The sequence below is a fragment of the Pedobacter immunditicola genome (assembly GCF_037482985.1).
Lineage (GTDB): Bacteria > Bacteroidota > Bacteroidia > Sphingobacteriales > Sphingobacteriaceae > Pedobacter > Pedobacter immunditicola.
The window spans coordinates 344,098-370,894 of sequence record NZ_JBBHKC010000003.1 but is presented as its reverse complement, the minus strand read 5'-3'; the positions used below and the strand labels follow the sequence as shown (position 1 = coordinate 370,894).

The window sequence follows — 26,797 nt, the reverse complement described above, 5'->3', positions numbered from 1 at the left end:
TCTGAACTAAAGAAGAATTATGAACAGACGAGATTTTGTTAAAACTAGCGGTTTAACTGCAGCAGCTTTAACGGCAATGCCGGAAAAATCACTTTTTGCTAGTTTTGCAGGTGAAAAGCTTAAAATAGCAATCATTGGTGTAGGCTTACGGGGTCAGGGTCACTTGGATTTATTATTAAAAAGAAGCGACGTTGAAGTGGTTGCTATCTGTGATGTAGATCCTAAAATGCTGGAGATGTCGAAAAAGATCATTTCAAAAAGCGGAAAAGCAATGCCAAAAGTATTTACAGGAAATGATGACGCCTGGAAAAAAATGCTGGAAATTAAAAATCTTAAATCAGTGGTGATTGCTACCCCATGGGAATGGCATAAACCGATGATTGTTGGATCTATTGAAGCTGGGGTTAAATATGTTGGGACTGAAGTCGCCTTAGGAATAACATTACAAGACCACTGGGATGTAGTCCATGCAGCGGAAAAACATGGTGCCCATGTGATGATGCTGGAAAATGTTTGTTATAGAAGAGATGTGCTTGCGGTGCTCAATATGGTAAGACAAGGCATATTTGGTGAAATAATACATCTTCAAGGTGGTTATCAGCATGATTTAAGGCCAATAAAATTTAATGATGGTGCTGGAGGTAAAGGCGTAGAATTTAATGAAAAAGGATTCTCAGAAGCAAAATGGAGAACAAATCACAGTGTTTTCCGTGATGGAGATTTATACCCGACACATGGTGTTGGCCCGGTTGCTCAATGTATAAACATCAATCGCGGAAACCGCTTCATCAAATTAAATTCCTTCTCTACTAAAGCAAGAGGCCTTCATAATTATATCGTCGAAAACGGTGGTGAAAATCATCCGAATGCTAAAGTAAATTTCAGGTTGGGTGATATTGTAACCACAACAATTTCCTGTGCCAATGGTGAAACTATCATTTTACAGCATGACACTAACTTACCAAGACCTTATTCTTTAGGCTTCAGGGTGCAAGGAACCAAAGGTTTATGGATGGATCTTAACAAGAGCATTCATGTAGAGGGCACAAGTGATGCACACAAATGGGATGATGCAAAAGTATGGTTCGAGAAATATGATCACCCATTGTGGAAGAAATATGGAAATGATGCGCAGGGAGCCGGACATGGAGGAATGGATTTCTTCGTACTGCATGCTTTTGTTGAAGCCGCTAAAAGAAATACGGAAACACCTTTAGATGTATATGATGGTGCTGCCTGGAGCGCAATTACACCGCTGAGTGAACAATCCATAGAACTTGGAAATGAAACAATTGATTTCCCTGATTTTACCGGAGGAAAGTGGATGACCAAGAAACCAATTTTTGCTTTGAACGATGATTATTAATTTACTTATATTCTAATATTTCTGATACATCGCAACTAATAGCATATTAAATAAGAAGGTCGGCTAAATGCTGACCTTTTTTGTTTTAAAATTAATTTACTTTGTTATTTTAGTAGCAAATCACATTCAATTTTATTTTCATGACCTATTTACCAGCAGCGAACCGATACCAGCAAATGCAATACCGACGTTGTGGCAACAGCGGAATAAAACTTCCTATTATATCACTCGGTTTATGGCATAACTTTGGGCATGTAGATGTTTTAGAAAATTCGAGTGACATCCTTAAACTGGCTTTCGATAAAGGTATAACCCATTTCGATTTAGCCAATAATTATGGTCCTCCTCCAGGCTCGGCTGAAGAAAACTTCGGCAAGATATTAAAGGCTAATTTCAAAGGTTACCGTGACGAAATGATCATCTCCACCAAAGCAGGCTACCACATGTGGGAAGGTCCATATGGAGATTGGGGCTCAAAAAAATACCTGGTATCCAGTCTTGATCAAAGTTTAAAAAGAATGAACCTTGATTATGTGGATATTTTTTATCACCACCGCCCAGATCCTGAAACCCCATTGGAAGAAACAATGGCTGCCCTTGATTTAATTGTCCGCCAGGGGAAGGCACTTTACATAGGATTATCCAATTACGGAGCTGAGGAAGCAAAGCTGGCAATAAAGCTTTTAAAAGAGATGGGAACCCCATGCCTGATTCACCAACCTAAGTATTCTATGTTTGAACGTTGGGTAGAAGGAGGGTTGATGGATATTTTGGAACACGAAGGGGTAGGTTGCATCCCATTTTCGCCTCTGGCACAAGGATTGTTAACAAATAAATACCTGAATGGCATCCCCATGGATTCCAGAGCTGCTAAGGCTCATGGATTTTTGCAAGCCAACCAAATTACCGAAGAAAAAGTGCATCAAATTAAAAAGTTAAATGAAATTGCCAATTTACGAGGGCAGAATTTGGCCCAGATGGCATTATCATGGCTGTTGAAAGATAAAAGAATTACCTCAGTACTCGTTGGAGCCAGTAGACCAGAACAACTTGCCGATTCTTTAAAGTGTATGGATTGTATGCATTTTGATGAGTCAGAACTGCTTTCCATTGAAAATATACTTATACAGGAAGCACTTTAGCTTCATTACCATTAAATAACGAACTATATACTGATGAAACCATCATAGGCTTATGATAGCTTCATCACCTTTAAATAACAAACTATAAACTGATGAAAATACAGGAATCATATATAAACCCTTCACAAAACCCGGAAAGTGAAAAGGCTTTAAATGAGGGGCAAAAAAATGAGCAGACTTTTTTTCAGCACTTTTTTTATGATTCGCCACTTGCCATGTATTCCTGCAACCTGGAGGGGTATATCACTTATTATAATCAGGCGGCAGTAGAATTATGGGGCCGTGAACCAGAAATAGGGAAGGACTTATGGTGTGGATCCTGGAAAATATATAAGCCGGATGGTCAAAGTATGCCATTAGCTGATTGCCCGATGGCATTGGCTTTGAAAGAAGGGATAGCTTATGACAATCATTATATTACCATAGAAACGCCGAACCACCTCTTTAAAAACTTAATGGTATTCGCCCGTCCGATATTTGATCATCAACAAAGGCAGATTGGTGCACATAACACGTTAATAGATATCACGGAACAATATGATACAGATAAAAGACAAGCTATGCTTTCAGCTATTGTTGAATCTTCAGATCATGCTATTATCAGTAAGGATCTTAAAGGTATCATTACAAGCTGGAACACAGGTGCTCAAAAAATATTCGGCTATACCGAAGAAGAAATTATTGGTAATTCGATAAATCTCCTAATTCCTGATTCCCGGAGGACTGAAGAGGATGGTATTCTTTTTAAAATAAAAAACGGACAAAAAGTTGACCATTTACAAACAATTAGGATAGCGAAAAACGGACAGGAAATACCCATTTCTCTAACAGTATCACCGGTTAAAGATGGCTCGGGAAAGGTTATTGGTGCATCTAAAATTGCACGAAACATTTCCGAGGAGCTACGTTCGTTGAAAGCGATCAAACAGAATACGGAAAACCTGGAGATGCTTAATGCCATAGGCAAAGTGATACTTGAAAAGCTTGATGTAAAAATTATCCTTCAGCAGGTAACAGATGTTACCACAAAGATCACAGGAGCAGATTTCGGTGCCTTTTTCTATAATTCGGTTAATGAGGAGGGAGAAGAATTTAAACTTTACACCCTCTCAGGAGCTCCCCCCGAATCGTTTGAGAAAATAGGAATGCCGCGAAATTCGGCAATATTTGATAAAACTTTTAACCAGAAAGAAGTATTGAGATCTGACGACATCACTAAAGATGAGCGATATGGTAAGAATAGCCCTCATTTTGGCATGCCTCCAGGGCATCTTCCTGTGGTAAGTTACTTAGCTGTGCCCGTAGTATCTACGGATGGCAGTATAATAGGTAGCCTTTTGTTTGGTCATCGCGAAGCTGGAATGTTTAAACCGGAACATGAAGATATCATTGGAAGTATAGCTTCACAGGCTGCAGTAGCCTTAGACAATTCTAAGTTGTTTCAAGAGGTGAAAGCCCTGAGTGCTAAGAAAGATGAATTTATCGCCCTGGCAAGTCATGAACTAAAAACTCCGCTGACAAGTATTAAAGGATATCTACAAATAAAAGCAAGGTCTGAAAAGGAAAAAGTTGGACAAATGTTCATTGAAAAGGCATTAACTCAGGTTGAAAAACTAAATACCCTTGTTACAGATCTACTAGACAGTTCAAAAATTGTAGCTGGGAAATTACAGTTCAACTTTGAAACTTTCGAACTACAACATTTAATTGTAGATGTTATAGAAACGCAACAATATACGAACAAAACACATCAGCTTATTTTCAATAAAAAGGAGGGAGAATTTATTGTAGAGGCGGATAAACAAAGGATGGAACAGGTGATGTTCAACCTTTTAGGTAATGCCATTAAATATTCACCAAAAGCGGATAAAGTTTACGTATCCATAACAAAGGAAAATGAATTTGTTAAAGTAAGCATCAAAGATGAAGGAATTGGGCTGAGTTCAACGCAAAAGAATAAAATTTTCAGCAGATTTTACCGAGCCGACGGTCCAACAAATATTTCAGGGCTGGGTTTGGGTTTATACCTCTCCAAAGAGATTATTGAAAGGCATAATGGAAATATTGATGTAAATACTGAATTTGATAAAGGCACTGAATTCTATTTTACTATTCCACTTAAAAACTAATATCCCCGGGCTATTTTATGGATGGATAGCCCAGGGAAGAATTAAATATCAAATTTTTTTAATAGGGTAGCTGATAATTTTGCTCACCTTATTATCAGTGAGCTCATAAATATCACAGTAAAACATCTCAAACTGTTCGGCATCCTTGCCCTCCATAGTAACCGTACCGTCAACAGCGATCTGGTTTCCATCAATAATGATATGGTCACGTGTTGATCTTATCATCTTCATTTCATTATACTCGGAGAAAAAATTCCGAAGATTCTCTTTACCTGATATCACCATATCTTTTTGATCACGCATTTCCCAAACCACATCATCGGTAACATAATTCAACAGGCTGGTCACATCGTTGGTGTCAAAGGCATTAATAACCTCTTCTATGATTGCTTTGTTATCCATAATTATATGTTTTTGTTAAATAAACACTCAACAGCTGATGTTGTTGACTCTTATTGAAAAATCGGCTTACTTTTTTAACGTAAGCCTCTTTAAATGTCCTAAAAATTGTCTTCCTATGGGTATTTCTATGTTATCAATTTCAATATCATAGTTTGTAAAGGCAGTTACCCTGTTTATGGAAACCAGGTAAGAACGGTGTATCCTCAAAAATAAATGTTGTGGCAACGAAGCCTCTAAAGAAGTTAGAGATTGTTTAACTAATAAAGGCGTGTGGTGATCCCTGTAGATCTTTATATAGTCTTTAATACTTTCAGCATAAATGATCTCATCCAGGAAAATTTTAACCATTTTTCTGTCGGACCTGAAATATAATGACCTCCGGATAAGCGGCAGCGTCTGGGCATCATTTGAACCATTGATTGAGCTAACAACCTTATATACAGCTTTTAAAAAACGTTCTAAAGTAAGCGGCTTTAATAAATAGTCGACCGCCCCTAATTCAAAAGCTTCCACTGCAAATTCAGGCAATGAAGTTATGAAAATAACCTTCGGAGGATGCTGTAAGGTTTTTATAAAACTTGTTCCGAGTAAATTCGGTAATTGTATATCAAGAAACAGGAGATCTATTCTTACGGTTTGCATGTGTGCCATTGCTTGAAAGGCATCATCACAAAGGGCGACCACTTCGAGTTGTTCAACCAATGCGGTATATTTTTGCACGATTTTCGAGGCATTCGGATCAGGATCCACGATTAAACATTTCCAAATCATTTGCTCTTGAATTATATCTCCTCTTCACCCAACGTATTTATTTAACACAATACGTAAACTAATGTTTAAGAAACAAAAATTTTTCAATCAAAACAGCCATTTTTCGTCGATGAATAAAGTCCTTTTACCTATGAACGACCTTAATAAAGGCTTAAAGCAGTTAATCGCTGCAGGATCGTTATTTAAATCCGCTCGTACTTGCTAACAGATACTTTTCCTCAGGGATTTTGTTAAAGTATTTATTTTTACAACAAATTAAACTAAGAGTCATGAAAAATCTAGTTATTCTATTATTGTTAAGTGGATTGACGTCTTTAGCTGAAATTACAGAGTCATCGGCTCAAATTAAATTGGAAGAGATTGAAATCTATGGTACTTCAAATAAGGCCGCAATATCCGATAAAGTAACAAAATCCTTTGATCGTGTATTTAAAGATGCAACTGATGCCACTTGGTACGTTGTGAATAAGCAAATTATTGTGAATTTTATTCTTAATGATCAGAAAAATAAGGCTGTTTTTCAAAAAAATGGTCTATTGGTTTATCATTTAGTCTATGGAACAGAAAAACAAATGCCAGCTGATGTAAGAAAAGTTGTAAAAAGTAAATACTTCGATTATAAAATTAATTCAACCATTAACGTAAAAACAGAAGATAGGAGTGTTTGGATCGTCAACGTATCAGATCCTAAAGAAATTATAGTTTTAAGAATTGAAGATGGTACAATGGAAGTAAAAGACAAATTTCCAAATAGCGAAGCCAGCTAAAACTTTTGACATGAACTGAGATGACCTTCCAGGGGAAATCATTGTGTCTAATTAAAGTTCGCTTAAAATCTACATACTTTGTCAATGTATACTATGAGAAATAACTCTGTGAATTGTATTCACAGAGTTATTTCTTTTTTATTATTATCCATAATTGCATTGCCACTTATTTAACTATTCAAATAATATTTTCATAAATCACGAAATCACGGCTGAGAAAGTACACATAATACGCTCATTCTATAATATTTACAAAAAGGGAATATTATTCTCTCTAATTTTAGCAACATAGTATCAGCTTCTGAATATTAAAGACAGAATTAATTCATTAAGTGTATGAAGAAGTTTAACAGAAAATGTAAATAACTAAAAAAATATTAAAAAAGTATGCTTTAAAATTTGAAATAAGAGTAAGCTAATCATTTATTATTTAACCGTTTTAAATATACATTGTGAAAAACCGCTACTTATACTCCTTTCGAATACTTTTGATTCTCACTGATATCCTCTTGGTAAATTGTTCTTTTTTCATTGCCTATAATGTGGCTATTCATCTAAAAATGAACTTCACATTTGAATACAATTTTAACCTGCTGCTCAATATTAACTTATTCTGGATCATCAGCTCAATAATATTAAGATTATATAGTGTAAACAGTATCAAAAGCCTGGAGCAGTTATATAGGGCAAGCTGGAAAAGTACTGCGTTGCATATGATATTTTTTATGCTTTATTTAATTATTAATCTTAACAGTTCTATTCCGAGGTCATTATTATTCTTATTCTACTTTGTACTGTGTTTTAGTATACTGGCAAGTCGGTTTATCTGTACCGTGCTGGACCCTTATTTAAGACAACGTTACCAGGTAAGAAAAATTGTAGCCGTAATGGGCATGAATGATACCGGGAACCGTTTAGCTACATATTTCAAGCAAAATCAGTCGACCTATCGTTTCGAAGGTTTTCTAAACAATGAGAATGCCTTATTCGTAGATGTCTTTGGCAAAATTATGCCCGGCACTTGTGAGCAGATCAAACAAGCTGCTGCAAGGGGAATTCAAGAGGTGTACGTGTCATTAACACCACAAAGGTTAGGAGAAGCCATTTATCTTTTAAAGGAAGCTGAAAAGCAATTTATCCGGTTGAAATTTGTTCCTGACTTCACAGAAACCTTAATCAATCCTTTTCGAATAAATTTCATGGAGAGCTTTCCTATTATCACCTTAAGGACTGAACCCCTTGAAAATGCAGATAATGGCTTCAAAAAACGTGTGTTCGATATCCTTTTTAGCGGGTTCATCATTGTGTTTGTATTAATATGGCTATTTCCTTTAATCGCCTTAATAATAAAAATGGAATCCAAAGGACCGGTGTTATTCAGACAGCTTCGTAGCGGTCGAAACAATAAAAACTTCTGGTGTTATAAATTCCGCAGTATGAGCATTAATTCAGATTGTGACAGTAAACAAGCTGGTAAAGGGGATTCTAGAATAACGGCGATCGGACGATTCTTACGCAGAACCAGTATTGATGAATTTCCGCAATTTTTTAACGTTTTTCTTGGGAATATGAGTATAGTTGGGCCAAGGCCCCATATGTTAAAACATACTGAACAATATAGTGCAATCATCGACAGGTATATGGTTAGACATTATTTGAAGCCGGGTATAACAGGCTGGGCACAGGTAAATGGATATAGGGGAGAAACCTATACGAAGGAACTAATGGAACAGCGTGTCAATCATGATATTTGGTATCTTGAAAATTGGTCCTTAATGCTCGACGTCAAAATTATATTTCAGACTGTTATTAACATGGTGAATGGCGATGAAAATGCTTACTAAAACCAATAACTGTATTTACAGACGGGCTGAACCCGAGAAAGATAAGACTACTTGGTTCACACTAATTAACATGATTGAGACTATGAATTTTTCGTAAAAAATTTATTTTGAGGTTTATACAATATAAAAAAGAACAGATAACACTGATTTAAATTAATTTTAATCAACATTTTGAAGTGAACATCACAAATTTAGATGTTCTCTTCAAAAGTATATTTTCCAACGGGTATTTTATATAGGGTGACAACTTTTTCACAGCAAATACACAAATTTGGAATTGAATCTACTTTTTAGTTTTGTTGATGTACTTTTATTGTTACAAATAATATTGTAACCAATAATTCACCCTTCACACCCAACGTAATCCACTCACTGTGAGTGAGAAAGAGCGAAGCTATATAAAATCCGAGCTTATTTTGCTGATGCATTGATAACAAATCAATTACTAACTCAAGTCATTTTTAATATCCATAAAACCGTTTTATGAAATCATTAGGTTCTTGCGCATTGTATCTTTTATTAGGTTCACTTTTATACTCTTGTGGCTCTTATAAAAAGACCACCTATTTTCAGGATATTAATCGATCAGTAGTGACCAGAGAAAAAGTCACCAATTATCTGCCACCAACTATCCAACATGATGATATATTAGGTATCAGCATTTCCAGCTTAAATCCTGAATCCTCTGCAGTATTTAATTTTGCTTCTAATGCGGGCAATGGAGACACAGAAATTTTAAGTGGCAATTTGGTTGATCAAAAAGGGGAGATCCAGCTACCCGTGATAGGCAACATTAAAGCTTACGGCTTAACCACTGCCCAACTAAAGGAACATATTCGAATGAAGTTGATTCCATATTTGAAAGAACCTGTGGTAATGATCAAATTGATGAATTTTAAAGTTTCAGTAATGGGTGATGTAGCCAAACCTGGGCTTTTTAAAGTTCCAAGTGAAAGGCTGACTATTCCGGAAGCAATAAGTTTGGCGGGCGATTTAAATATGACCGCCTTAAGAAAGGTACTTATTATCAGAGAGAACGATGGTGAGCGCTTGTTTGTTACCGTAGATCTCACCAAAAAGAACATATTTGATTCTCCGTACTATTACCTAAAGACAAACGACGTCATCTACGTAGAGGCTGGTAAAACTAAAGATCCTGCATTAAACCAGACCTATCAAAAAATAGGCTTGCTTTTAACTGTAATCTCCGTAATTGGAATCTTTATAACCAGGTAAAACCAAACTGTATTTATTGGATAGTCAAAATTAGTATTTATGGAACTGAATTGGTACGCCGTATATACCAGGGCCCGTTGGGAAAAGAAAGTAGCCGATCAATTAAATAGGATTGCTATTGAAAACTACTGCCCACTTAACCGGGTAGAAAAACAATGGAGTGACAGAAAGAAAATCGTTGAAGAACCATTGTTCACTTCTTATGTGTTTGTAAGAGTGTCAAAACAGCAAATGAATCTGGTTAGAGAATTATATGGTATTGTCAACTTTGTATGCTGGTTAGGTAAACCGGCGGTTATTCCGGATCCAGAGATTCAATCAATTAAGCAGTTTTTATCTCTTTATCAAAATGTCAAAATTAAGCCTGTATCCCTTAATGTTCAGGATAGAATCAAAATTCTTCAGGGGCCATTCAGTGAAATGGAGGGACAGGTTATTGCAGTTAGTAAAAGGTCAGTTAAGGTGATGCTACCCTCGTTAAGATGCTTTATGACTGTTGAGATAGAAAAAGATAAAGTAAATTTTGTGAGGAAGTATGGTTCTTCATTTGGCTAAGTTGGCCGCTGCTGAGCTTAACAATCTGCTGAAATTTCATTAAAGCCGAACTATGAAAACAAATGTAAAACATACAGCCCAACAACAGGATCCACTGGCAGGAGAAAATCATAGCAGCCCTGGAATAAGGTATAGGAACTATTTTAAATACTGGCCAGTTTTCTTTTTGAGCATTTTGGTATGTATGGGATTGGGGTATTTTTATATTAAATCTACTGTACCTTATTATACTGTAAAAGCAAAAATATTGATTAATGATGAACGGGATAGGCAAAAGGTCGAAAAGGGAAGCGACTTATTTGACAATTTTAAAAGGGTGAATGATGAAATCGAGATATTAACATCAAGAACCTTAATGGGAAAAGTGGTAAATGACCTTAAATTATGGATAAATTACACTTCCCCAGGAAAATTTTATGATAAAGATATCCATTCAAACACCCCGGTAGTTTTCACGCTCCTTGAACCTCCAAGCCCGCAAAATGGACATCAGATAGAAGTTACGATCAAGGATGAAAATTCCTTCATTCTAAATCAACCTGAGTCTCAAAATGTCTATTCTTTTGAGCGCACATTAAAAAGTAAATGGGGAAGTTGGAAGTTAACCCCCACCGCTAACTTGAAAAAATATATTGGCCAAACCATTCAGATAAACATTAATAATCCTGACAACGTAACCGACGGATACTTGACGAGCTATCTGGCTTACCTGACAGGAGAGCAAACTTCCGTTGCCGAATTACTAATTACAGAAACGGTCCCTGAGAGAGGTCGAGATATTTTAAACAACCTGATCAAAGCATATAATGTTGCCTCCATAGATTATAAAAATAAAGTCAACTTAAGTACGTTAAGCTTCTTGGATGACCGGCTGGACTCAATTACCGAAGAATTGAACCGGGTGGAAAAACAAGTGGAGTCATACAAAAGCAGTAGGGGTATAACTGATTTATCATCAGAATCACAGTTTTACCTGGATAATGTTAAAAATAATGATTCCCGATTGAATGAAGTCAATGTCCAGCTACAGGTTATTGATGGAATTCAGCGATATATCAATTCTGCAGGCAATTCTGTAAATGCCCCTGCCACAGCTGGACTATCCGACCCTGGCCTGGTTTCTTTGGTAGACCAGTTAATTAAATTGGAATTACAAAAAGACAAACTATTGGCAAATACGCCAGAAAAAAACCCTGTCTTCGACCCTTTAAACCAACAGATCGCCTCCACAAAGCATGCAATTTATGGAACAATTACAGCTATCAAACGGTCTTTATTAACCACCCGAAAGCAATTGCAAAAATATAATTCTGGTTTTGAATCTTCCATAAAAAAACTACCGGGACAAGAACGGGAGTACATTAATATCAAACGACAACAAAGTATTAAAGAAGAGTTATACATCTATTTATTACAAAAAAGGGAAGAGGCTGGATTAATCAACTCCGCAAAGCTTATGGAAAGCAGGATAGTTGATGATGCCCATTATGGACAAGCGCAATCACCAAATTCAAGTATTACCTACGCCTTGGCCTTCATTATGGGGATTATCATTCCAGGGGGTATCCTTTTTATAAAGGACTCACTGAACAACAAAATAAACAATTTTCATGAGATTGAAAATGCTGTTTTGGTCCCAATTCTTGGAGAACTTTCCTTTCAAAAAGACGTCCCACGGGAGTTTGTTCTCGGTGGTTCAAGAAATATGATTGCTGAACAATTTAGAATATTGCGCACAAAACTTCGTCATATCAATGGGAAAACAGGAGATGGGAAAGTACTCCTGGTAACCTCTGGCATCCCGGGAGAAGGAAAAAGTATGGTCGCGTGTAATCTGGGGGCTGTAATGGCCGCATCGGGTAGGAAAACTGTAATATTAGATATGGATTTTCGAAAACCTCAGGTAGCGAAAACTTTTAATTTATCAAATGATGTTGGTTTAAGCAATCACTTAAATGGAACCAAATTTAAAGAGCAGATTGTCCAGTCCTCGCAGATCCATTCAAATCTTTTTATCATTAGTTCAGGACCAGAACCAGATAATCCATCAGAACTTTTAGAAAAGGAAGCGCTGGAAGAACTAATGACGTGGTTACGAACTACGTTTGACGAAATTATTATCGATACGCCACCTGTGCAGCTTGTTGCCGACGCCATGATTGTTTCCGCCTACAGTGATGTAAACCTCTATGTAGTACGCGATGGTTATACTCCCAAATCCGACCTGAATTATATTAATCAACTATTTAATGAACATCAAATGGAGAATATGTATATCATTTATAATGGGGTTCTGTCAAAAGCATCCTACGGTTATGAAAATAAATATGCGTACCAATATTTTGGAAATGATAAGCCAAAACCAAAGCTTTCCATCATGAAGAATAATTAGCCTGTTAAATAAACCTGATACTCAATTAGCCCCTCAGATATGCAGTTAGTTCGAGACTATAAGTACAATGGAAAGAATTTTTCATTTTGGCTGAAATGGTTATGCTCCATCATATTCATATCGTTTTTCTTTATAGCAACGATAGACAGCACGCCTTATTTACATAAGGATGAACCTACAACTATTGAGCTTGGAAGAAACACCCTTCAACCAGATTCTGACTGGTCTATTGCTTGGTTGACATTAAAAAAACAGCCCGTTTTTACCTGGTTTTATATCGGACCAGTTTTACAGGAATTAACTTATCATATTTTCGGCGAATATGGTCCAAGAGTAATGTCCCTATTTGGTGCATTGGTGGCAGCAACCGCAGCAGTTGGCTGGTTATTAGCTTGTGGAATCAAAAGATATGTTGCTTTCCTACTCGGGATAATTTTTCTTCTGGATCCGCTTATTGTACAGTCTTACACAATTGCCAGAATAGATTGCTGGGCAATAGCCCTTTGCTTTTTTGCCTGCTGGATATTAAGAAGTAATAAAACAAGCCTTAAATGGAACGGGAAAATTGTCGTTGCGGGTCTTTTAATGACATTAAGTTTTTTTATCTGGCCATCGGCATTGTTCCTTTTCCCACTAGTTATCCTTGAATTGATCTCACTCGTAAAAGATAAAGGTACGGCAAACGAACCACGAGGTTTGTTTAAAACAATGGTAATATTGATTTCAACCTGTTTTATCGCAACAATTCTAATCCTTATTCCTGTCGCCCCAGTAGCCTTCAGCTCAATGAATAATGTAATAGAAGGACTTCGTTTAAATTTGATATCGGGACCAAATTCTTCTGAGAATGCTGGTCCGCCGGATATCTATACTAACAGTGTGGAGATACTTAGAAGCCTTAAATTCAGCCCCTTTCTTCCAATAATTGCACTGTTCACAATAATAGTAAGAAAAGAACTTGGGCTACTTATAGCCGGTATGACCATCGTAGTTTTGCTGGTGCTTACCGTTGTTTATATCAACCGGGTGCTTTACATGATTCCATATTTTGTATTTGTGGTAGCCTATCTTTACCCTGCTCGTCAACCCGAAAGCTTTAAACCAATTAAAAAGTCGGTGCTAAATGGTTTTTTAGCCGTCCTATTGGTATGGTGCGTTGGTTTAACATTGATAGCGAGAACAGTTTTAGCTTTTGATAACAAAGAAGAAAGAGAAAGAGGACAAATTAGTGTGGCAGCACAGCAACTAATCGGCAAAGGTGATCACCACGTTTTCTTATGTGCTTCTGAATTCTATTATGCTGGTCGCAATTTAGGCTGGAAAATGTATACACCATACCTCGCATTCGGTGATGTTTTGACATTTAAGACCATAAAGATTGTCTTGCCGACGGTGGATTATTTTTTAATGATGGAGAGGCAAATGACGGCGGAATTTGCAGCTGGATTGGAAGAAGCTGGAATGCACGATCAAGGTGTTTATAGTTTATATGCTGACACCTATCATGATGATTTTAAAACAGATAACATAAGACGACTCAGAAATCTATATCATATTTATATTAAACCTTATGGTCCTTACAGACTTTACGTTCGTCATCAAAAGCCTTTAATAACAACACTGCATAAAAAATAATTGAGTTATGGTAAATGTAGGCATAATAGGCATTGGGTATTGGGGGCCAAACCTGGTTAGGAATTTTTCGCTGGTTTCAAACTGCAGCGTAATTGCTGTAGCTGACCGAAGTACTGATCGTTTAATGCAATTCAGCCGTTTATATCCAAATATAAAGGGCTATGAAAGCGCTGAAGACCTTATCATTGACGAAAACATTGATGCAGTCGTAATTGCAACTCCGGTATTTACCCATTTCGATTTAGCCCGAACTGCGCTCATGCAGGGCAAACATGTGTTACTTGAAAAGCCCATGACTTCGACGGCAATGGAAGCAGAAATTTTGATCAGTCTGGCAACACAAAAGAACCTATTGCTGATGGTTGATCATACATTTTTATATACTGGGGCGGTTGAAAAAATGAAGTCTTTAATAGAAGAAGGGGAACTGGGAAAAATCAAATATCTGGACTCTACCAGAATCAATCTTGGTCTGTTTCAACCCGACATTAACGTATTGTGGGATCTTGCACCTCATGACATCTCCATTTTAAATTATATCATTGCTGAACAACCCTATAGTGTAAATGCCACAGGCACAACACATACAAATAATGAAATTGAAAATATTGCTTATCTAACTGTGAATTATAACTCCGGTTTTATAGCCCACTTTAATTGTTCATGGACAAGCCCCGTAAAGTTAAGAATGATGCTGATCGGGGGAGACCAAAAGATGATCTTGTACAATGATGTTGAGCCTACAGAAAAGGTGAAGATATATGATAGCGGTTATAAGCACTCGAGAAATGAAGACAGAAACAAAATACTTGTTGATTACAGAATAGGGGATATTCATGTACCTAAATTGAAAACAACAGAAGCGCTGTTTGAAATGGCTACAGACTTTATTAATTGCCTGTCTGAAAGCACAGTACCGAGATCGTCTTCTGCTATTGGTTTGGATGTTGTGAATATATTAGAAGCATCAACTAAATCAATAAAAAACAATGGATGTGAAGTTTTAATTAAGCAAACGGAATGTCTTCAAAAAGAAACAGAAACACATATTTTAAAAAATTAGTATGGAACTGGTTACAATTCACAAAGATAGACAATGCCTGGAGAATGTATTCTTAGGAAAAGATGTACAGATCTATAATTTCGTCAATGCATATGGTTGTTCAATTGATGATGGTTGTAAAATCGGATCTTTTGTAGAAATACAAAAAGGTGTAACCATTGGGAAAAACTGTAAAATATCTAGTCATTCCTTCATTTGCGAAGGCGTTCATATTGCTGATTATGTATTTATTGGACATAATGTAACCTTTATCAATGATAAGTTTCCACGTGCAATTAATAAGGATGGTTCTTTACAGTCAGAAGAAAACTGGGAATGTATAGAAACCTTTATTGAAGAAGGCGCATCTATTGGATCTAGTGCTACAATACTTTGTGGCGTGCACGTGGGCAAGAATGCTGTCGTTGGAGCAGGCTCAGTAGTGCTGCAAAACATTCCTCAAAACACAGTATATGCAGGAAATCCGGCAAGGTTCCTGAAATCAGTAGACCAGGTAATTATCTAAGAATTGATCTTATCAAATCGCTTAAAAATGGATAGCATTACATCGAGTAAAAAGATCCCTTGTCTGGATTTAAAGGAACAGCATCACCAGATTAAAAATGAAGTGTTCAGTGCCTTCGAAGAGGTGTATGACCATGCTTCCTTTTCAGGCGGTGTATTTGTGCAAGAATTTGAACAAGAGTTTGCGAAGTTTTGCAAAACCAATTACACAATTGGTGTAAATAATGGAACCTCGGCACTACACCTGTCCATGCTTGCACTTAATATTGGAATCGGTGACGAAGTTATCGTTCCTGCAAATACCTTTATTGCCACTGCATGGGGCGTTACGTATACAGGTGCCACACCAGTATTCGTGGATTGCACGGGTGATACCTGGCAATTGGACATCAATCTCATTGAAGACCGTATTACTACAAAAACTAAAGCCATTATAGGCGTACATCTATACGGACAACCCTTTGACATCGATAGTGTGAAAGAGCTATGTGAAAAATATAACCTCCATTTTATCGAAGATGCAGCTCAGGCACATGGTGCAAAATATAAAGGAATCCCAGTGGGCAGTTTTGGTGAAATGGCCTGTTTCAGCTTCTATCCTGGGAAAAATTTAGGGGCCTGTGGTGAGGCAGGTGGTATCACCACAAATTATAAGTCCTATTATGACTTACTTTTAAGTTTACGAAATCATGGCTCAACGGTTAGGTATTATCATGATGAGATAGGTTTTAACATGAGAATGGGTGGTTTAGAAGCGGCATCCTTAAAGGTTAAACTCAAACATTTAACAGGTTGGAATGATCGCCGAAAAGCGATTGCGGGGATGTATTTAAATCAAATTATAAATCCAAAAATAACGATGCAGAAACAACCCGTTTGGGCCGATTCTGTATACCATCTATTTGTAATTACCACCGCCAAAAGAGATGAGCTCATCAGTTATTTAAACGAAAAAAACATTACAGCCGGGCTTCATTACCCTGTCCCATGTCACCTTCAGAAGGCTTACAGCTATTTAAATTATAAAAATGGCGATTGTCCCCAGGCTGAATATTTGGCAAACCACTGTCTGTCTTTACCCATGTACGCTGAGTTGACAGATGAAGAAATCGTTTATATCATAGAGGTCTTGAACAGTTATTAAGCTAAATGAAGAAGTTGTTAATTTTCCCTTTCAATGGGAATGGTATAGAGGCGCTGGATTGTATTAACGATCATGAATATGACTTTTTGGGCTTTATTGATGACAATTCAACTCTAACTTCAACAACTCATGAGATTTTCCCAAGGGCAATTATAAAAAAACACCCGGAAATATGCATGCTAGCAGTACCTGGTAGTTACCATTCTTATAAAGAGCGGGCTGCAATGATAAGTTCTTTAGAAATAAGTGAGGAACGGTTTATAACTGCCATTCATCCTAGGGCCACAGTTGGTAAACATGTTCAGATCGGATATAACTGTTTAATTATGGCTGGGGTTGTAATAACCAGTAATGCCCGATTACATAATCACATTTGCATCTTACCAAATTCTGTTATACATCATGATGTTACCATAGACGATTACACACTAATTGGGAGTAATGTACTCATTGCTGGCAGTACCGACATAGGTTCCAACTGCTATATAGGAAGCGGTTCAAATATTATTAATGGCATACACATAGGCGAACGAACGCTGGTGGGCTTGGGAAGTAATGTTTTAAAGAGCGTTCCGGAGAACTCAAAGGTTGCTGGAAATCCGGCTAAGTATGTAACTTATTAATGAACAAACAATTATGAAAGTCTCCATCATAATTCCAGTTTTGAATGAGCAGGAAAATATTGATTATCTAATTAGTCAGTTAAACCTATATCTGGGAAAAAATAGAAGTTTTGATACCGAAGTCGTATTTGTAAATGATGGATCGAGTGATAATACATTAAGTAAGCTTAAACATGGTAGACATGTTGCTTATACGACTCAAATTATTAGCTTTTCAAAGAATTTTGGTTCACATGCAGCCTTGAGAGCGGGTATATTGAAAGCAAAAGGCGATTATATCACCTTTATGTATGCAGACCTTCAAGATCCACTGGAGTTGATCAATCAGATGTTTGAAAACATTATTGAAATGGGTACTGACATTTGCTGGGCATTTAGAAATCATACTGAAGCAGCCAGAACTGAAAAACTATTGTCAATGACCTATGCCTTTTTTATGAGAAGGTATGCAATATCAAATTTCCCAAAAAATGGTTTTGATATTTTAATGTTTACCAAGAAAGTCCAAAATTGCTTAAACAATAATATAGAAAGTAATTCTTCTGTTTTTATTCAAATATTAAGCCTTGGATTTAAACAATCTGGAATAAATTATTCGAAGAGGGAAAGATTAATAGGTGAATCCAAATGGACGATATCTAAGAAAATAAAACTGCTCATCGATTCATTCGTTGCGTTCTCTTTTGCGCCCATAAGGCTCGTTTCATTAATGGGAATTAGTTTCTTCATTCTTGGCCTTGTCTGGACGATCTATATTATTGTCAGGACAATTATTTTTGATGATCTCGATGGAGGATGGCCTGCATTAATTTCCATACTCATGGTAGGATTTGGCGTTACAAATATTTCACTGGGTATTATCGCAGAATATCTATGGCGTACACTGGATGCCAGCAGGAATAGACCTGTTTTTGTAATTGATGAAATTGTTGAACTACATCCAATTTATAACTGAAATGACAAAATCAATTATTTATATCATCCTGTATGCTGCATGTAATGTATCTGGTGCAGCTATAATTAAATTTCAGTTACGAGGAAGCACCTTATCTATTTGGAAGGAATGGTATAGGCTCCTATTTAATTTAAACTTCATAATTGCATTTTCATTAATTGTAATATCTGCATTGTTCCTTTTTAAAGCTTTGTCGACTAACCAATTTTCATTGGTAATTCCAATTGCAACTGGCATAAATTTCATATTGACAACAGCTGTGGGCTATTTCCTGTTTCAAGACCGCCTTTCCATGCTGTCCTACCTGGGTTTTATACTTATCATTAGTGGCGTTTTCATCCTATCTGTAAATAATCATGAATATGTTAAATAAAATTCAAGGCAGTAATATACTTATTACCGGTGGCGCAGGATTTATTGGTTCTTATGTAGTAGAAGAATTGCTCAAATTCAGTCCAAACAAGATCGTTATCATCGACAATTTAAGTAGAGGTAGCTATGGGAACATGGAAGGCTTTATTAAAAACCCCTGTGTTGAATTCATCGAAGAAGATATCAGAAATACAATAGTACTTGATCAGCATCTCATACACATTGATTACGTATTTCACATGGCGGCGTTACGAATCAATGCCTGTGCTGCTAGTCCTAGGGATGGATTTGATGTCATGCTCAAATCTACTTTTGAATTAGCGGAATTGTGTGTAAAGCATCAGATAAAAAAGGTGATTTACAGTTCAAGTGCTTCTGTATATGGATTGGCTCAAAATTTTCCTACACCTGAAACTGATCATCCTTATGACAACCAAACATTTTATGGTGGAGCGAAATTATGGGGAGAACAACTGTGGAGAAGCTATAAGTTCATGTATGGATTAGATTATGTGGCCTTGCGTTATTTCAACGTTTATGGGCCCAGAATGGATACGGATGGCAAATATACCGAAGTCATGATTAAATGGCTTGATTGCATAAGGAATGGTGCAGCACCTGATATTTATGGTGATGGTAGCACATCAATGGATCTGGTAAATGTAAAAGATGTAGCAAGGGCTAATGTTGCAGCATTATTAGCGCCGATAACAGATGAAGTATTTAATATTGGCAACAATAAAGAAACCTCGCTTAAACAATTATTACACGAGTTATTAAGTGTGAATAAATCGAAAATAACGCCTCGTCATTTAGAAGACAATACAATTAATCCTGTAAGCAGAAGATTAGCAAATAATCAGAAGGCATTTAACATGTTAAACTTTGAACCTGCAGTAAATTTAAATGAAGGATTATTAGAGCTTAGTCAATGGTATTTTCAAAAGAAAACACATTTAATTAATTAACATGATTCCAATTGCAAAACCTTTTTTAACTTCTGAAGAAGCACAAGCAGCATATGAAACCATACTTACTGGCTGGATAACTCAAGGACCCAAGGTAGAAGAGTTTGAAGCAAGGTTTGCAAGCTATGTAGGCACTGAATATGCTGTAGCGCTTTCTAATTGCACAGCAGCTTTACATTTAGCATTAATTGTAGCGGAAATTGGTGCTGATGATGAGGTGATATGTCCATCCTTAAGTTATATTGCTACTGCGAATGCCATCAGGTATGTTGGAGCAACCCCAGTATTTGCAGAGGTTGAACTCGAAACATACAATCTTGATCCTTTGGATGCAGAAAAAAGGGTTACCTCCAAAACCAAAGCCATTTTACTGGTACATCAAATAGGCATGCCAGCAAACATTGATGCATTTAAGCAGCTTTGTGAAAAATATAACCTTAAATTAATTGAAGATGCCGCCTGTGCTGCAGGATCATCTTATAAAAACAGTAAAATTGGAACACATTCCGACCTCGTGTGTTTTTCATTCCACCCGCGTAAGGTCATCACAACTGGCGATGGTGGAATGATAACCACTAACCGGAAAGATTATGAACAAAGACTAAAATTGTTAAGGCAGCATGGAATGTCAATTAACGACAGAACAAGGCATGAAAATTCCAAAATAGTATTTGAAGATCATCTGGAACTTGCTTACAATTACAGAATGACTGATATTCAGGCGGCTGTAGGTATTAAACAACTAGAGAAACTCGACTGGATTGTACAAGAAAGAAGAAAAATTGCTGACTTATATTATAAAGGATTGAAACACCTTGATTTTATCCGTTTACCAGGTGAAGAAGGAGATTGTTTTAGTAATTACCAATCCTATAGTATTTACCTCAAAGATAATTCCCCGTTAAATAGAAATGCTTTAATGCAAATGCTTTTAGATTGTGGTATTGCAACCAGAAGGGGAATTATGACTTCACATCGGGAAACAGCTTACAAATACATGGAAGGTATCAGCTTACCAGTTTCCGAGAATCTCCAGGATAACTCTATTCTTTTACCAATTTATGTACCTATGGAGAGAAACGAAATAAATTATATTATTGACAGCATTTTAAAATTATTCACGAATAATTCTGCGACAGCCATTTATGAAAGACCTTGTTCAGCGAATATCCAAAAGCCAGAATTACGAAAAGATAACTGAATGGACCAGGCTCATCTCAATCACCGGAATATCACAATTAGTCATACAGTCTATAGGATTCATTAGTGGGATTCTGGTCATCCGCCTGCTTTCAACTCAGGAGTATGGGTACTATACTTTAGCAAATACGATGCTCGGTACGATGGTATTACTTGCCGACGGGGGGATTTCCACCAGTGTATTGGCCCAGGGGGGCAAAGTATGGCAGAACCGGGAAAAACTAGGATCTGTATTGGTAACCGGTTTTGACCTAAGGAAGAAGTTTGCCGTTGCCAGCTTGATTTTTGCAATTCCGATATTAATATACCTGCTAAGATTACATCATACAGGGTGGGTCACGACTATCTTTATTACCTTATCTATTATACCTGCTTTTTTAGCTTCGCTTTCCACTAATCTGCTTACAGTTGGACCAGTACTACACCAAAATATTATACCCTTACAAAAGGTTCATATCAAAGTGAGTATTTGTCGTTTAATGATGCTTATATTAACCCTTTTTGCTTTTCCATGGGCTTATCTTGCAATTTTATCCGCAAGCATCCCTCAAATCTGGGGTAACACGCGAATACGGAAAATATCTTCCATATACGCAGATTGGACAAAAAAACCAGATCCTGAAATAAAGAAAGAAATTGTAAGTGTTGTAAAGCGCATCCTGCCAGGTTCGATTTATTTCTGCATATCAAATCAAATTACCATATGGCTCATTTCATTTATCGGAACTACTGCAGCAGTCGCACAAATAGGAGCACTTGGGAGATTAGCCATGGTATTGAATTTTTTCAGCTCCATTTTTGGTGCACTAATAATTCCCAGATTTGCCAGGCTAAAAAACAATAAGGAACTGATTTTTAAAAGGTTTATGCAAATCCAAGTTGGACTAGTGATATTGTTTTTAATGATTGTACTTATAGTTTCAATATTTCCTACACAAATATTATGGGTACTTGGTAATGACTACTCCGGGTTGGAAATAGAACTGATATTGAGTGTGGCCGGTAGTTGTATAAGTCTATACGCAAGTTTTCTATTTAATATATCAACAAGTAGAAACTGGGTCATTAATCCGCTTGTTTCAATACCAATAAAAATTGTTACAGTAATTTTTGGAGCCCTGGTATTAAATATCACCACGCTGTCTGGAATTTTGGTGTTTAATATATTTTTAGCATCGACAGAATTACTTATCTATTTTGTGTATTCCGTTTTGAAAATTAATAAAGTACAATAAAGCTGACAACAAGGGGTAATTAATAAGAAAAAATGATGGTTGCTTCTGTTATAATATGTACACATAATCCAATGCTTGGTCATATCAACAGGACCCTATTGTCACTTAAAAGCCAATCTTTAAGTTTTAATAAATGGGAGTTATTAATCGTTGATAATGCCAGCAGCATACAAGTTGCAAAAGCGGTTGATATATCGTGGCATCCACTGGGAAGGCATCTAAAAGAAGAAAAATTGGGTCTTAATTCGGCAAGAATTAAAGGAATAGAAGAGGCAACAGGTGATGTGATCATATTTGTTGACGATGACAATTGTTTAAAAGAAAATTACCTTTATATTTTGACAAGCACCATGGATGCTGTGCCTTTAATCGGCGCGCTGGGTGCGGGCAGAATTGTTCCAGACTTTGAAATAGACCCTACACCAGAAGAGTTTCCATTTTTAAGATCACTGGCGCTACGAAATGAACAACGTGCTCATTTTTCAAATGATGTTACCTATCATAAAGCTTTACCTTTTGGGGCTGGTTTAGGTATTCGTCGAAAAATTGCGCAAGCGTTTGTAAACACATGTGTGCATTGTCCCGTTGCCAGTACCCTTGGACGGATTGGGGAAATAGTTACATCCGGTGATGATATAAATCTCGCTCTTCATGCTTGTCGCGATGGTTATTTAGCGGGTGTATTACCTGAGTTAGAATTAACACACATCATTCCAAAAAACAGGTTGACACATCAATATCTGGTTAAGATTGCAGCTGGTCATGCAGCATCCAGCTATCTACTTGCACAATTGTGGCAGTTTGAAAAATATCCAGAGAACCCCATCATCAAGTGGGGTCGATACTGGAAAAAAAGGTTAGCATCTAGAGGTTTAGCTAACAGCATATTAATCGCTGAATACGAAGCAGAAAAGGCAGCGCGACATCAATGGGATGCACTAACCATTAAACCAAAAATTCAGTTCTAACCTGATCAGGTGCAGTTTTAATAGTCTTTGTTAATCAATGAACGCTTAATGGTATATGAAACTTTTTTTCACAGAAGAGAATTTAACAAGCTTGTCAGATAAGGAATCGAAAATACTGACGGCTATAAAGGATAACCTACTTTTAGCAGAAGGTGTCCACGAGGTGTTTAATCCCGATAAAGCTGATGCAATCATTATACAGGAAGAAAATTCCTTTAAAAATTTCAGATATATAAAGAATTTGGAACTTGACGAGCTTGTATCTGCTTATCCGGAAAAAGTATTCACCATCAACTCTGATGATTGTGCTACCGGACTCTTACGTGGGTTATACACCAGTCTTCCAAGTTACAAGTATAACCCAAATATACACGCACTGGTACCCTATATGCATTTTCCAAACGAATATATAAATGCCGAACATAGCGATCAACAAACTCCGGTTTATTTAGCTGGCTGGAGGGGCAATATTAACTCAAATAGCCTCAGACCAAAGATGGTGAGTTTATTAGAGACTAAAAGTGATTTCTGTATAGAGAAAACAGATAGTTGGCTCAACCATGATGAGGATGAAAAGAAGGCCTATGTGAACGTAATTCGTGCCTCAAAATTTTCTCTATGTCCTGCTGGCTGGGTTCCGGTTAGTTTTAGAATATATGAAAGCATGGCTTTAGGAAGGTGTCCTGTAATCTTAGCAGATGATTTTGTACCACCAAATGGTCCAGATTGGCGTGATTTCGCATTGTTCTATCCAGAGAAGGAACTTGGCGGATTACCATCATTTCTACGTAGAAATGAATATTTGGCGATGGGTATGGGTAAAAGTGCCCTTGAAGCATGGCGAAAATATTTCAGTTCCGATGTTATTAATCAATATTATGCCAATACCTTATTAACGCTGTTAAGGCAATCACCTGTAACCACAAAAGAAGCAGAGCTAAAAAGGTGGAAATCTTTAAGTATGTATTGGAAAAACGAATGGACCCTGCCACAACGGGTTTTAAATAAATTAAATTATAAATATGGAACCAGCAGTTTCAAGGCTTAAACAAGCTATTTGGTTATACTTTATACTGCTGATTTTTGAAGGTGCTTTGCGTAAGTGGATTTTTCCATCTCTTGCAGATCCTATATTAGTCATCAGGGATCCCTTAGTATTGTGGATACTGATAAAAGCATGGCAACAAGGATTAATTAATTTTAATTACTACGTCATCAGTATGATCATAATAGGCATTGTAGGAATATATACCGCCTATTTTCTCGGTCACGGGAATATTACGGTTGCACTATATGGTGCTCGCATATTGCTCCTTCATTTTCCTTTAATTTTTGTGATAGGGAGGGTTTTAAACACAGAGGATGCTATAAAAATGGGGAAGGCTACCTTGATCATTGCTATCCCAATGACCATCCTGATCATATTGCAATTTTATAGCCCTCAAACAGCGTTAATCAACATTAATGTTGGAGGAGAAGCAGGTGGTGGTTTTAGTGGAGTAAATAAGGTATTCCGCCCACCAGGTATTTTTTCGTTTATCAATGGAAATACACTCTTTTACAGTTTTGCTGCTTGCTTTATTCTATACTTTTGGTTTAAATATAAAACCATTAACCGACTGCTCTTGGTTACGGCGACTTTATCATTATTGCTAGCTATTCCGTTTTCTATTAGCAGAGGACTGTTGTTTCAGGTAGTTGTTTCTATGTTGTTTGCTGCTGTTGCAATTTCAATGAAACCGAAATACCTGACCGGGATGTTATTCGTTATCGGGGGACTAGTTATTTGTTTTATTCTTTTAGGATCTTCCTCTTTTTTCCGGACAGCTACGGAGGTATTTTCACAACGTTTTACCAATGCAAATAATATTGAAGGTGGAATTAGCGGTGTCTTATTCAATAGGTTCCTGGGCGGTATGCTGGAAGCCATTTACTCTTCTTCCAATCAGCCATTCTTTGGCTATGGCATTGGAATGGGAACAAATGCAGGCAGTATGATCTTAAAAGGAGGACGATATTTTTTACTTTCAGAAGGAGAATGGGGCAGGATAATAGGTGAACTAGGTCCAATTATGGGAATGAGTGTTATCATTTTACGTATAAAATTAGCTTTACATATTTCATATAGAAGTTATTCAAGTCTATTGTCGGGAAACTTGTTGCCCTGGATGCTACTTAGTTTTGGTGTTCTCGCCATCGCCCAAGGTAGCTGGTCACAACCAACATCATTAGGTTTTTGCACCTTAATTTCCGGACTTATCATCGCTTCCTTAAAAGATTAATACTTAATCCCATTCATATGAATTTGCTACACGTAGTTGATGCATTGGAACCAAAAAAGGGCGGCGTAAGCCAGGCCGTTAATGCCATGGCCATGGAAATCTCCAGATTTGGCATAAATAACGAGGTAGTTACACTTGACGATCCACAAAAGCACCATTGTTCAACTACCTACATTATCCATGCGTTAGGGCCGTCAAAAGGCCCATGGAGTTATAGCGGCAAGTTAATTCCATGGCTTAAAAGCAACTTAAGCCGTTTTGATGCCATCATTGTCCATGGACTATGGCTATTCCAAAATTTCGGGGTTTCAAAAGCTTTAAGTGATTACAGAAGAAATGCTGCCCAGCAAATGTCAGAGAATGCTGCTCCAAAACTGTTCATTATGCCTCATGGAATGCTTGATCCATATTTTCAGCGGTCAAGCTCCAGAAAGCTTAAAGCAATTAGAAACTGGCTTTATTGGAAACTTATAGAAGGAAAGATAATTAATGCTGCTGAAGGTCTTCTTTTCACCTGTAAAGAAGAATGTCGGCTTGCCAATGAACCATTTACGCCATATCAGCCTAAAAATAAATTAATTGTAGGATTAGGGATTACAGCCCCCCCAGCGTATACATTATTAATGAAAGAGGCTTTCCAAACAAAATGCAGGGGCATTGAAAACCATTCTTATATCTTGTTTCTGGGTAGAATTGCCGAAAAAAAAGGAATCGACTTACTCCTCCACGCTTACGAAAAGCTTTTCATTCATTCATTAGCGAAAAAAAAGGAAAAACTTCCAAAATTAGTTATAGCAGGACCTGGTCTCGAAACGAGCTATGGAAAAAAAATATATTCAATGGTGTATCAGAATCCTTTCCTCAAAAGTTCTGTGTTTTTCCCTGGTATGCTGGAAAATGAGAGTAAATGGGGTGCTTTCTATGGCTGTGAGGCTTTTGTACTTCTAAGCCATCAGGAGAATTTTGGTATAGCTGTCGTAGAAGCATTGGCATGTGCAAAGCCAGTCATAATTTCTAATCAAATAAATATAAGTCGGGAAATTAATGAGGCGGATGCTGGTTTAATAGAAGACGATACAATGGAAGGAACTTTAAAAGCCTTTAGAACCTGGCTCCATATGTCTGATCATGAAAAACTCGAGATGAGGAATCGTGCGCGGATGTGCTTTGAAAATGAATTTGCAATAGGTCCCGCTACTTCCAGGCTTTTAAACGCTATCAAAAACAATTTATAAGTCAAATAT

At 36.9% G+C, this 26,797-nt stretch carries 24 protein-coding genes; 22 read left to right on the top strand and 2 right to left on the bottom strand.

Annotated elements, in window-relative coordinates:
- The first annotated feature begins 19 nt into the window (after positions 1-19).
- From WG905_RS06690 to WG905_RS06680, 3 genes are all read left to right on the top strand, one after another.
- Entirely contained in the window at positions 20-1,366 is a 1,347-nt protein-coding gene (locus tag WG905_RS06690; RefSeq protein ID WP_339590930.1) for a Gfo/Idh/MocA family oxidoreductase, read from the top strand.
- Positions 1,367-1,506: 140 nt separating this feature from the next.
- On the top strand, positions 1,507-2,508 hold the full coding sequence (mgrA, locus tag WG905_RS06685) for an L-glyceraldehyde 3-phosphate reductase (protein ID WP_339590929.1): 1,002 nt from the start codon (positions 1,507-1,509) through the stop codon (positions 2,506-2,508).
- Between the two features lie 92 nt (positions 2,509-2,600).
- A complete protein-coding gene (locus tag WG905_RS06680) occupies positions 2,601-4,637 on the top strand; it encodes a PAS domain-containing sensor histidine kinase (protein ID WP_339590928.1) in 2,037 nt (678 codons plus the stop codon).
- Between the two features lie 48 nt (positions 4,638-4,685).
- Here the strand turns inward: WG905_RS06680 and WG905_RS06675 are convergent, their stop codons facing one another.
- Together WG905_RS06675 and WG905_RS06670 are read right to left on the bottom strand one after the other, a co-directional pair.
- Positions 4,686-5,039: a nuclear transport factor 2 family protein gene (locus tag WG905_RS06675; RefSeq protein WP_339590927.1), complete on the bottom strand. Its 354-nt coding sequence runs from the start codon at positions 5,037-5,039 to the stop codon at positions 4,686-4,688.
- A gap of 66 nt (positions 5,040-5,105) precedes the next feature.
- Positions 5,106-5,810: a LytR/AlgR family response regulator transcription factor gene (locus tag WG905_RS06670; protein ID WP_339590926.1), complete on the bottom strand. Its 705-nt coding sequence runs from the start codon at positions 5,808-5,810 to the stop codon at positions 5,106-5,108.
- Between the two features lie 269 nt (positions 5,811-6,079).
- Here WG905_RS06670 and WG905_RS06665 point away from each other — a divergent pair, with 269 nt between their 5' ends.
- The 19 genes from WG905_RS06665 to WG905_RS06580 all read left to right on the top strand — a co-directional run bounded on the left by WG905_RS06665 (position 6,080) and on the right by WG905_RS06580 (position 26,788).
- Positions 6,080-6,577, top strand: coding sequence for a hypothetical protein (locus WG905_RS06665; RefSeq protein ID WP_339590925.1), 498 nt, complete (start codon positions 6,080-6,082; stop codon positions 6,575-6,577).
- Between the two features lie 452 nt (positions 6,578-7,029).
- Complete coding sequence (locus WG905_RS06660; protein WP_339590924.1) at positions 7,030-8,421, top strand: undecaprenyl-phosphate glucose phosphotransferase; 1,392 nt, start codon at positions 7,030-7,032, stop codon at positions 8,419-8,421.
- A gap of 483 nt (positions 8,422-8,904) precedes the next feature.
- Positions 8,905-9,657 (top strand): polysaccharide biosynthesis/export family protein, encoded by a 753-nt coding sequence (locus WG905_RS06655; protein WP_339590923.1) that lies wholly within the window; start codon positions 8,905-8,907, stop codon positions 9,655-9,657.
- 39 nt (positions 9,658-9,696) lie between these two features.
- The gene (locus tag WG905_RS06650; protein ID WP_339590922.1) at positions 9,697-10,212 is read left to right on the top strand and encodes a UpxY family transcription antiterminator; all 516 of its coding nucleotides are present in this window, start codon (positions 9,697-9,699) and stop codon (positions 10,210-10,212) included.
- Positions 10,213-10,264: 52 nt separating this feature from the next.
- Positions 10,265-12,604 (top strand): GumC family protein, encoded by a 2,340-nt coding sequence (locus tag WG905_RS06645; protein ID WP_339590921.1) that lies wholly within the window; start codon positions 10,265-10,267, stop codon positions 12,602-12,604.
- Between the two features lie 39 nt (positions 12,605-12,643).
- On the top strand, positions 12,644-14,239 hold the full coding sequence (locus WG905_RS06640) for an ArnT family glycosyltransferase (RefSeq protein WP_339590920.1): 1,596 nt from the start codon (positions 12,644-12,646) through the stop codon (positions 14,237-14,239).
- Between the two features lie 7 nt (positions 14,240-14,246).
- Complete coding sequence (locus tag WG905_RS06635; RefSeq protein WP_339590919.1) at positions 14,247-15,302, top strand: Gfo/Idh/MocA family protein; 1,056 nt, start codon at positions 14,247-14,249, stop codon at positions 15,300-15,302.
- Between the two features lies 1 nt (position 15,303).
- Positions 15,304-15,807: an acyltransferase gene (locus tag WG905_RS06630; RefSeq protein WP_339590918.1), complete on the top strand. Its 504-nt coding sequence runs from the start codon at positions 15,304-15,306 to the stop codon at positions 15,805-15,807.
- Between the two features lie 27 nt (positions 15,808-15,834).
- Complete coding sequence (locus WG905_RS06625; protein WP_339590917.1) at positions 15,835-16,950, top strand: DegT/DnrJ/EryC1/StrS family aminotransferase; 1,116 nt, start codon at positions 15,835-15,837, stop codon at positions 16,948-16,950.
- Between the two features lie 5 nt (positions 16,951-16,955).
- On the top strand, positions 16,956-17,573 hold the full coding sequence (locus WG905_RS06620; RefSeq protein WP_339590916.1) for a NeuD/PglB/VioB family sugar acetyltransferase: 618 nt from the start codon (positions 16,956-16,958) through the stop codon (positions 17,571-17,573).
- Positions 17,574-17,586: 13 nt separating this feature from the next.
- A complete protein-coding gene (locus WG905_RS06615; protein ID WP_339590915.1) occupies positions 17,587-18,528 on the top strand; it encodes a glycosyltransferase in 942 nt (313 codons plus the stop codon).
- On the top strand, positions 18,494-18,901 hold the full coding sequence (locus tag WG905_RS19520; RefSeq protein WP_431844504.1) for a DMT family transporter: 408 nt from the start codon (positions 18,494-18,496) through the stop codon (positions 18,899-18,901). The genes WG905_RS06615 and WG905_RS19520 overlap by 35 nt, the downstream gene beginning before the upstream one ends.
- A complete protein-coding gene (locus tag WG905_RS06610) occupies positions 18,891-19,868 on the top strand; it encodes an NAD-dependent epimerase/dehydratase family protein (protein WP_339590914.1) in 978 nt (325 codons plus the stop codon). Before WG905_RS19520 ends, WG905_RS06610 begins: the two co-directional genes overlap by 11 nt.
- 1 nt (position 19,869) lies before the next feature.
- Entirely contained in the window at positions 19,870-21,069 is a 1,200-nt protein-coding gene (locus WG905_RS06605; protein WP_339590913.1) for a DegT/DnrJ/EryC1/StrS family aminotransferase, read from the top strand.
- Positions 21,014-22,303 (top strand): MATE family efflux transporter, encoded by a 1,290-nt coding sequence (locus tag WG905_RS06600; protein WP_339590912.1) that lies wholly within the window; start codon positions 21,014-21,016, stop codon positions 22,301-22,303. Before WG905_RS06605 ends, WG905_RS06600 begins: the two co-directional genes overlap by 56 nt.
- A gap of 32 nt (positions 22,304-22,335) precedes the next feature.
- Entirely contained in the window at positions 22,336-23,271 is a 936-nt protein-coding gene (locus WG905_RS06595) for a glycosyltransferase (RefSeq protein WP_339590911.1), read from the top strand.
- Positions 23,272-23,326: 55 nt separating this feature from the next.
- Positions 23,327-24,319 carry an exostosin domain-containing protein gene (locus WG905_RS06590; RefSeq protein ID WP_339590910.1) on the top strand — a complete coding sequence of 331 codons (993 nt, stop codon included), beginning with the start codon at positions 23,327-23,329 and terminating at the stop codon, positions 24,317-24,319.
- Positions 24,294-25,553 (top strand): hypothetical protein, encoded by a 1,260-nt coding sequence (locus tag WG905_RS06585; RefSeq protein WP_339590909.1) that lies wholly within the window; start codon positions 24,294-24,296, stop codon positions 25,551-25,553. Before WG905_RS06590 ends, WG905_RS06585 begins: the two co-directional genes overlap by 26 nt.
- 86 nt (positions 25,554-25,639) lie before the next feature.
- Positions 25,640-26,788, top strand: coding sequence for a glycosyltransferase (locus WG905_RS06580; protein WP_339590908.1), 1,149 nt, complete (start codon positions 25,640-25,642; stop codon positions 26,786-26,788).
- Positions 26,789-26,797 lie beyond the last annotated feature (9 nt).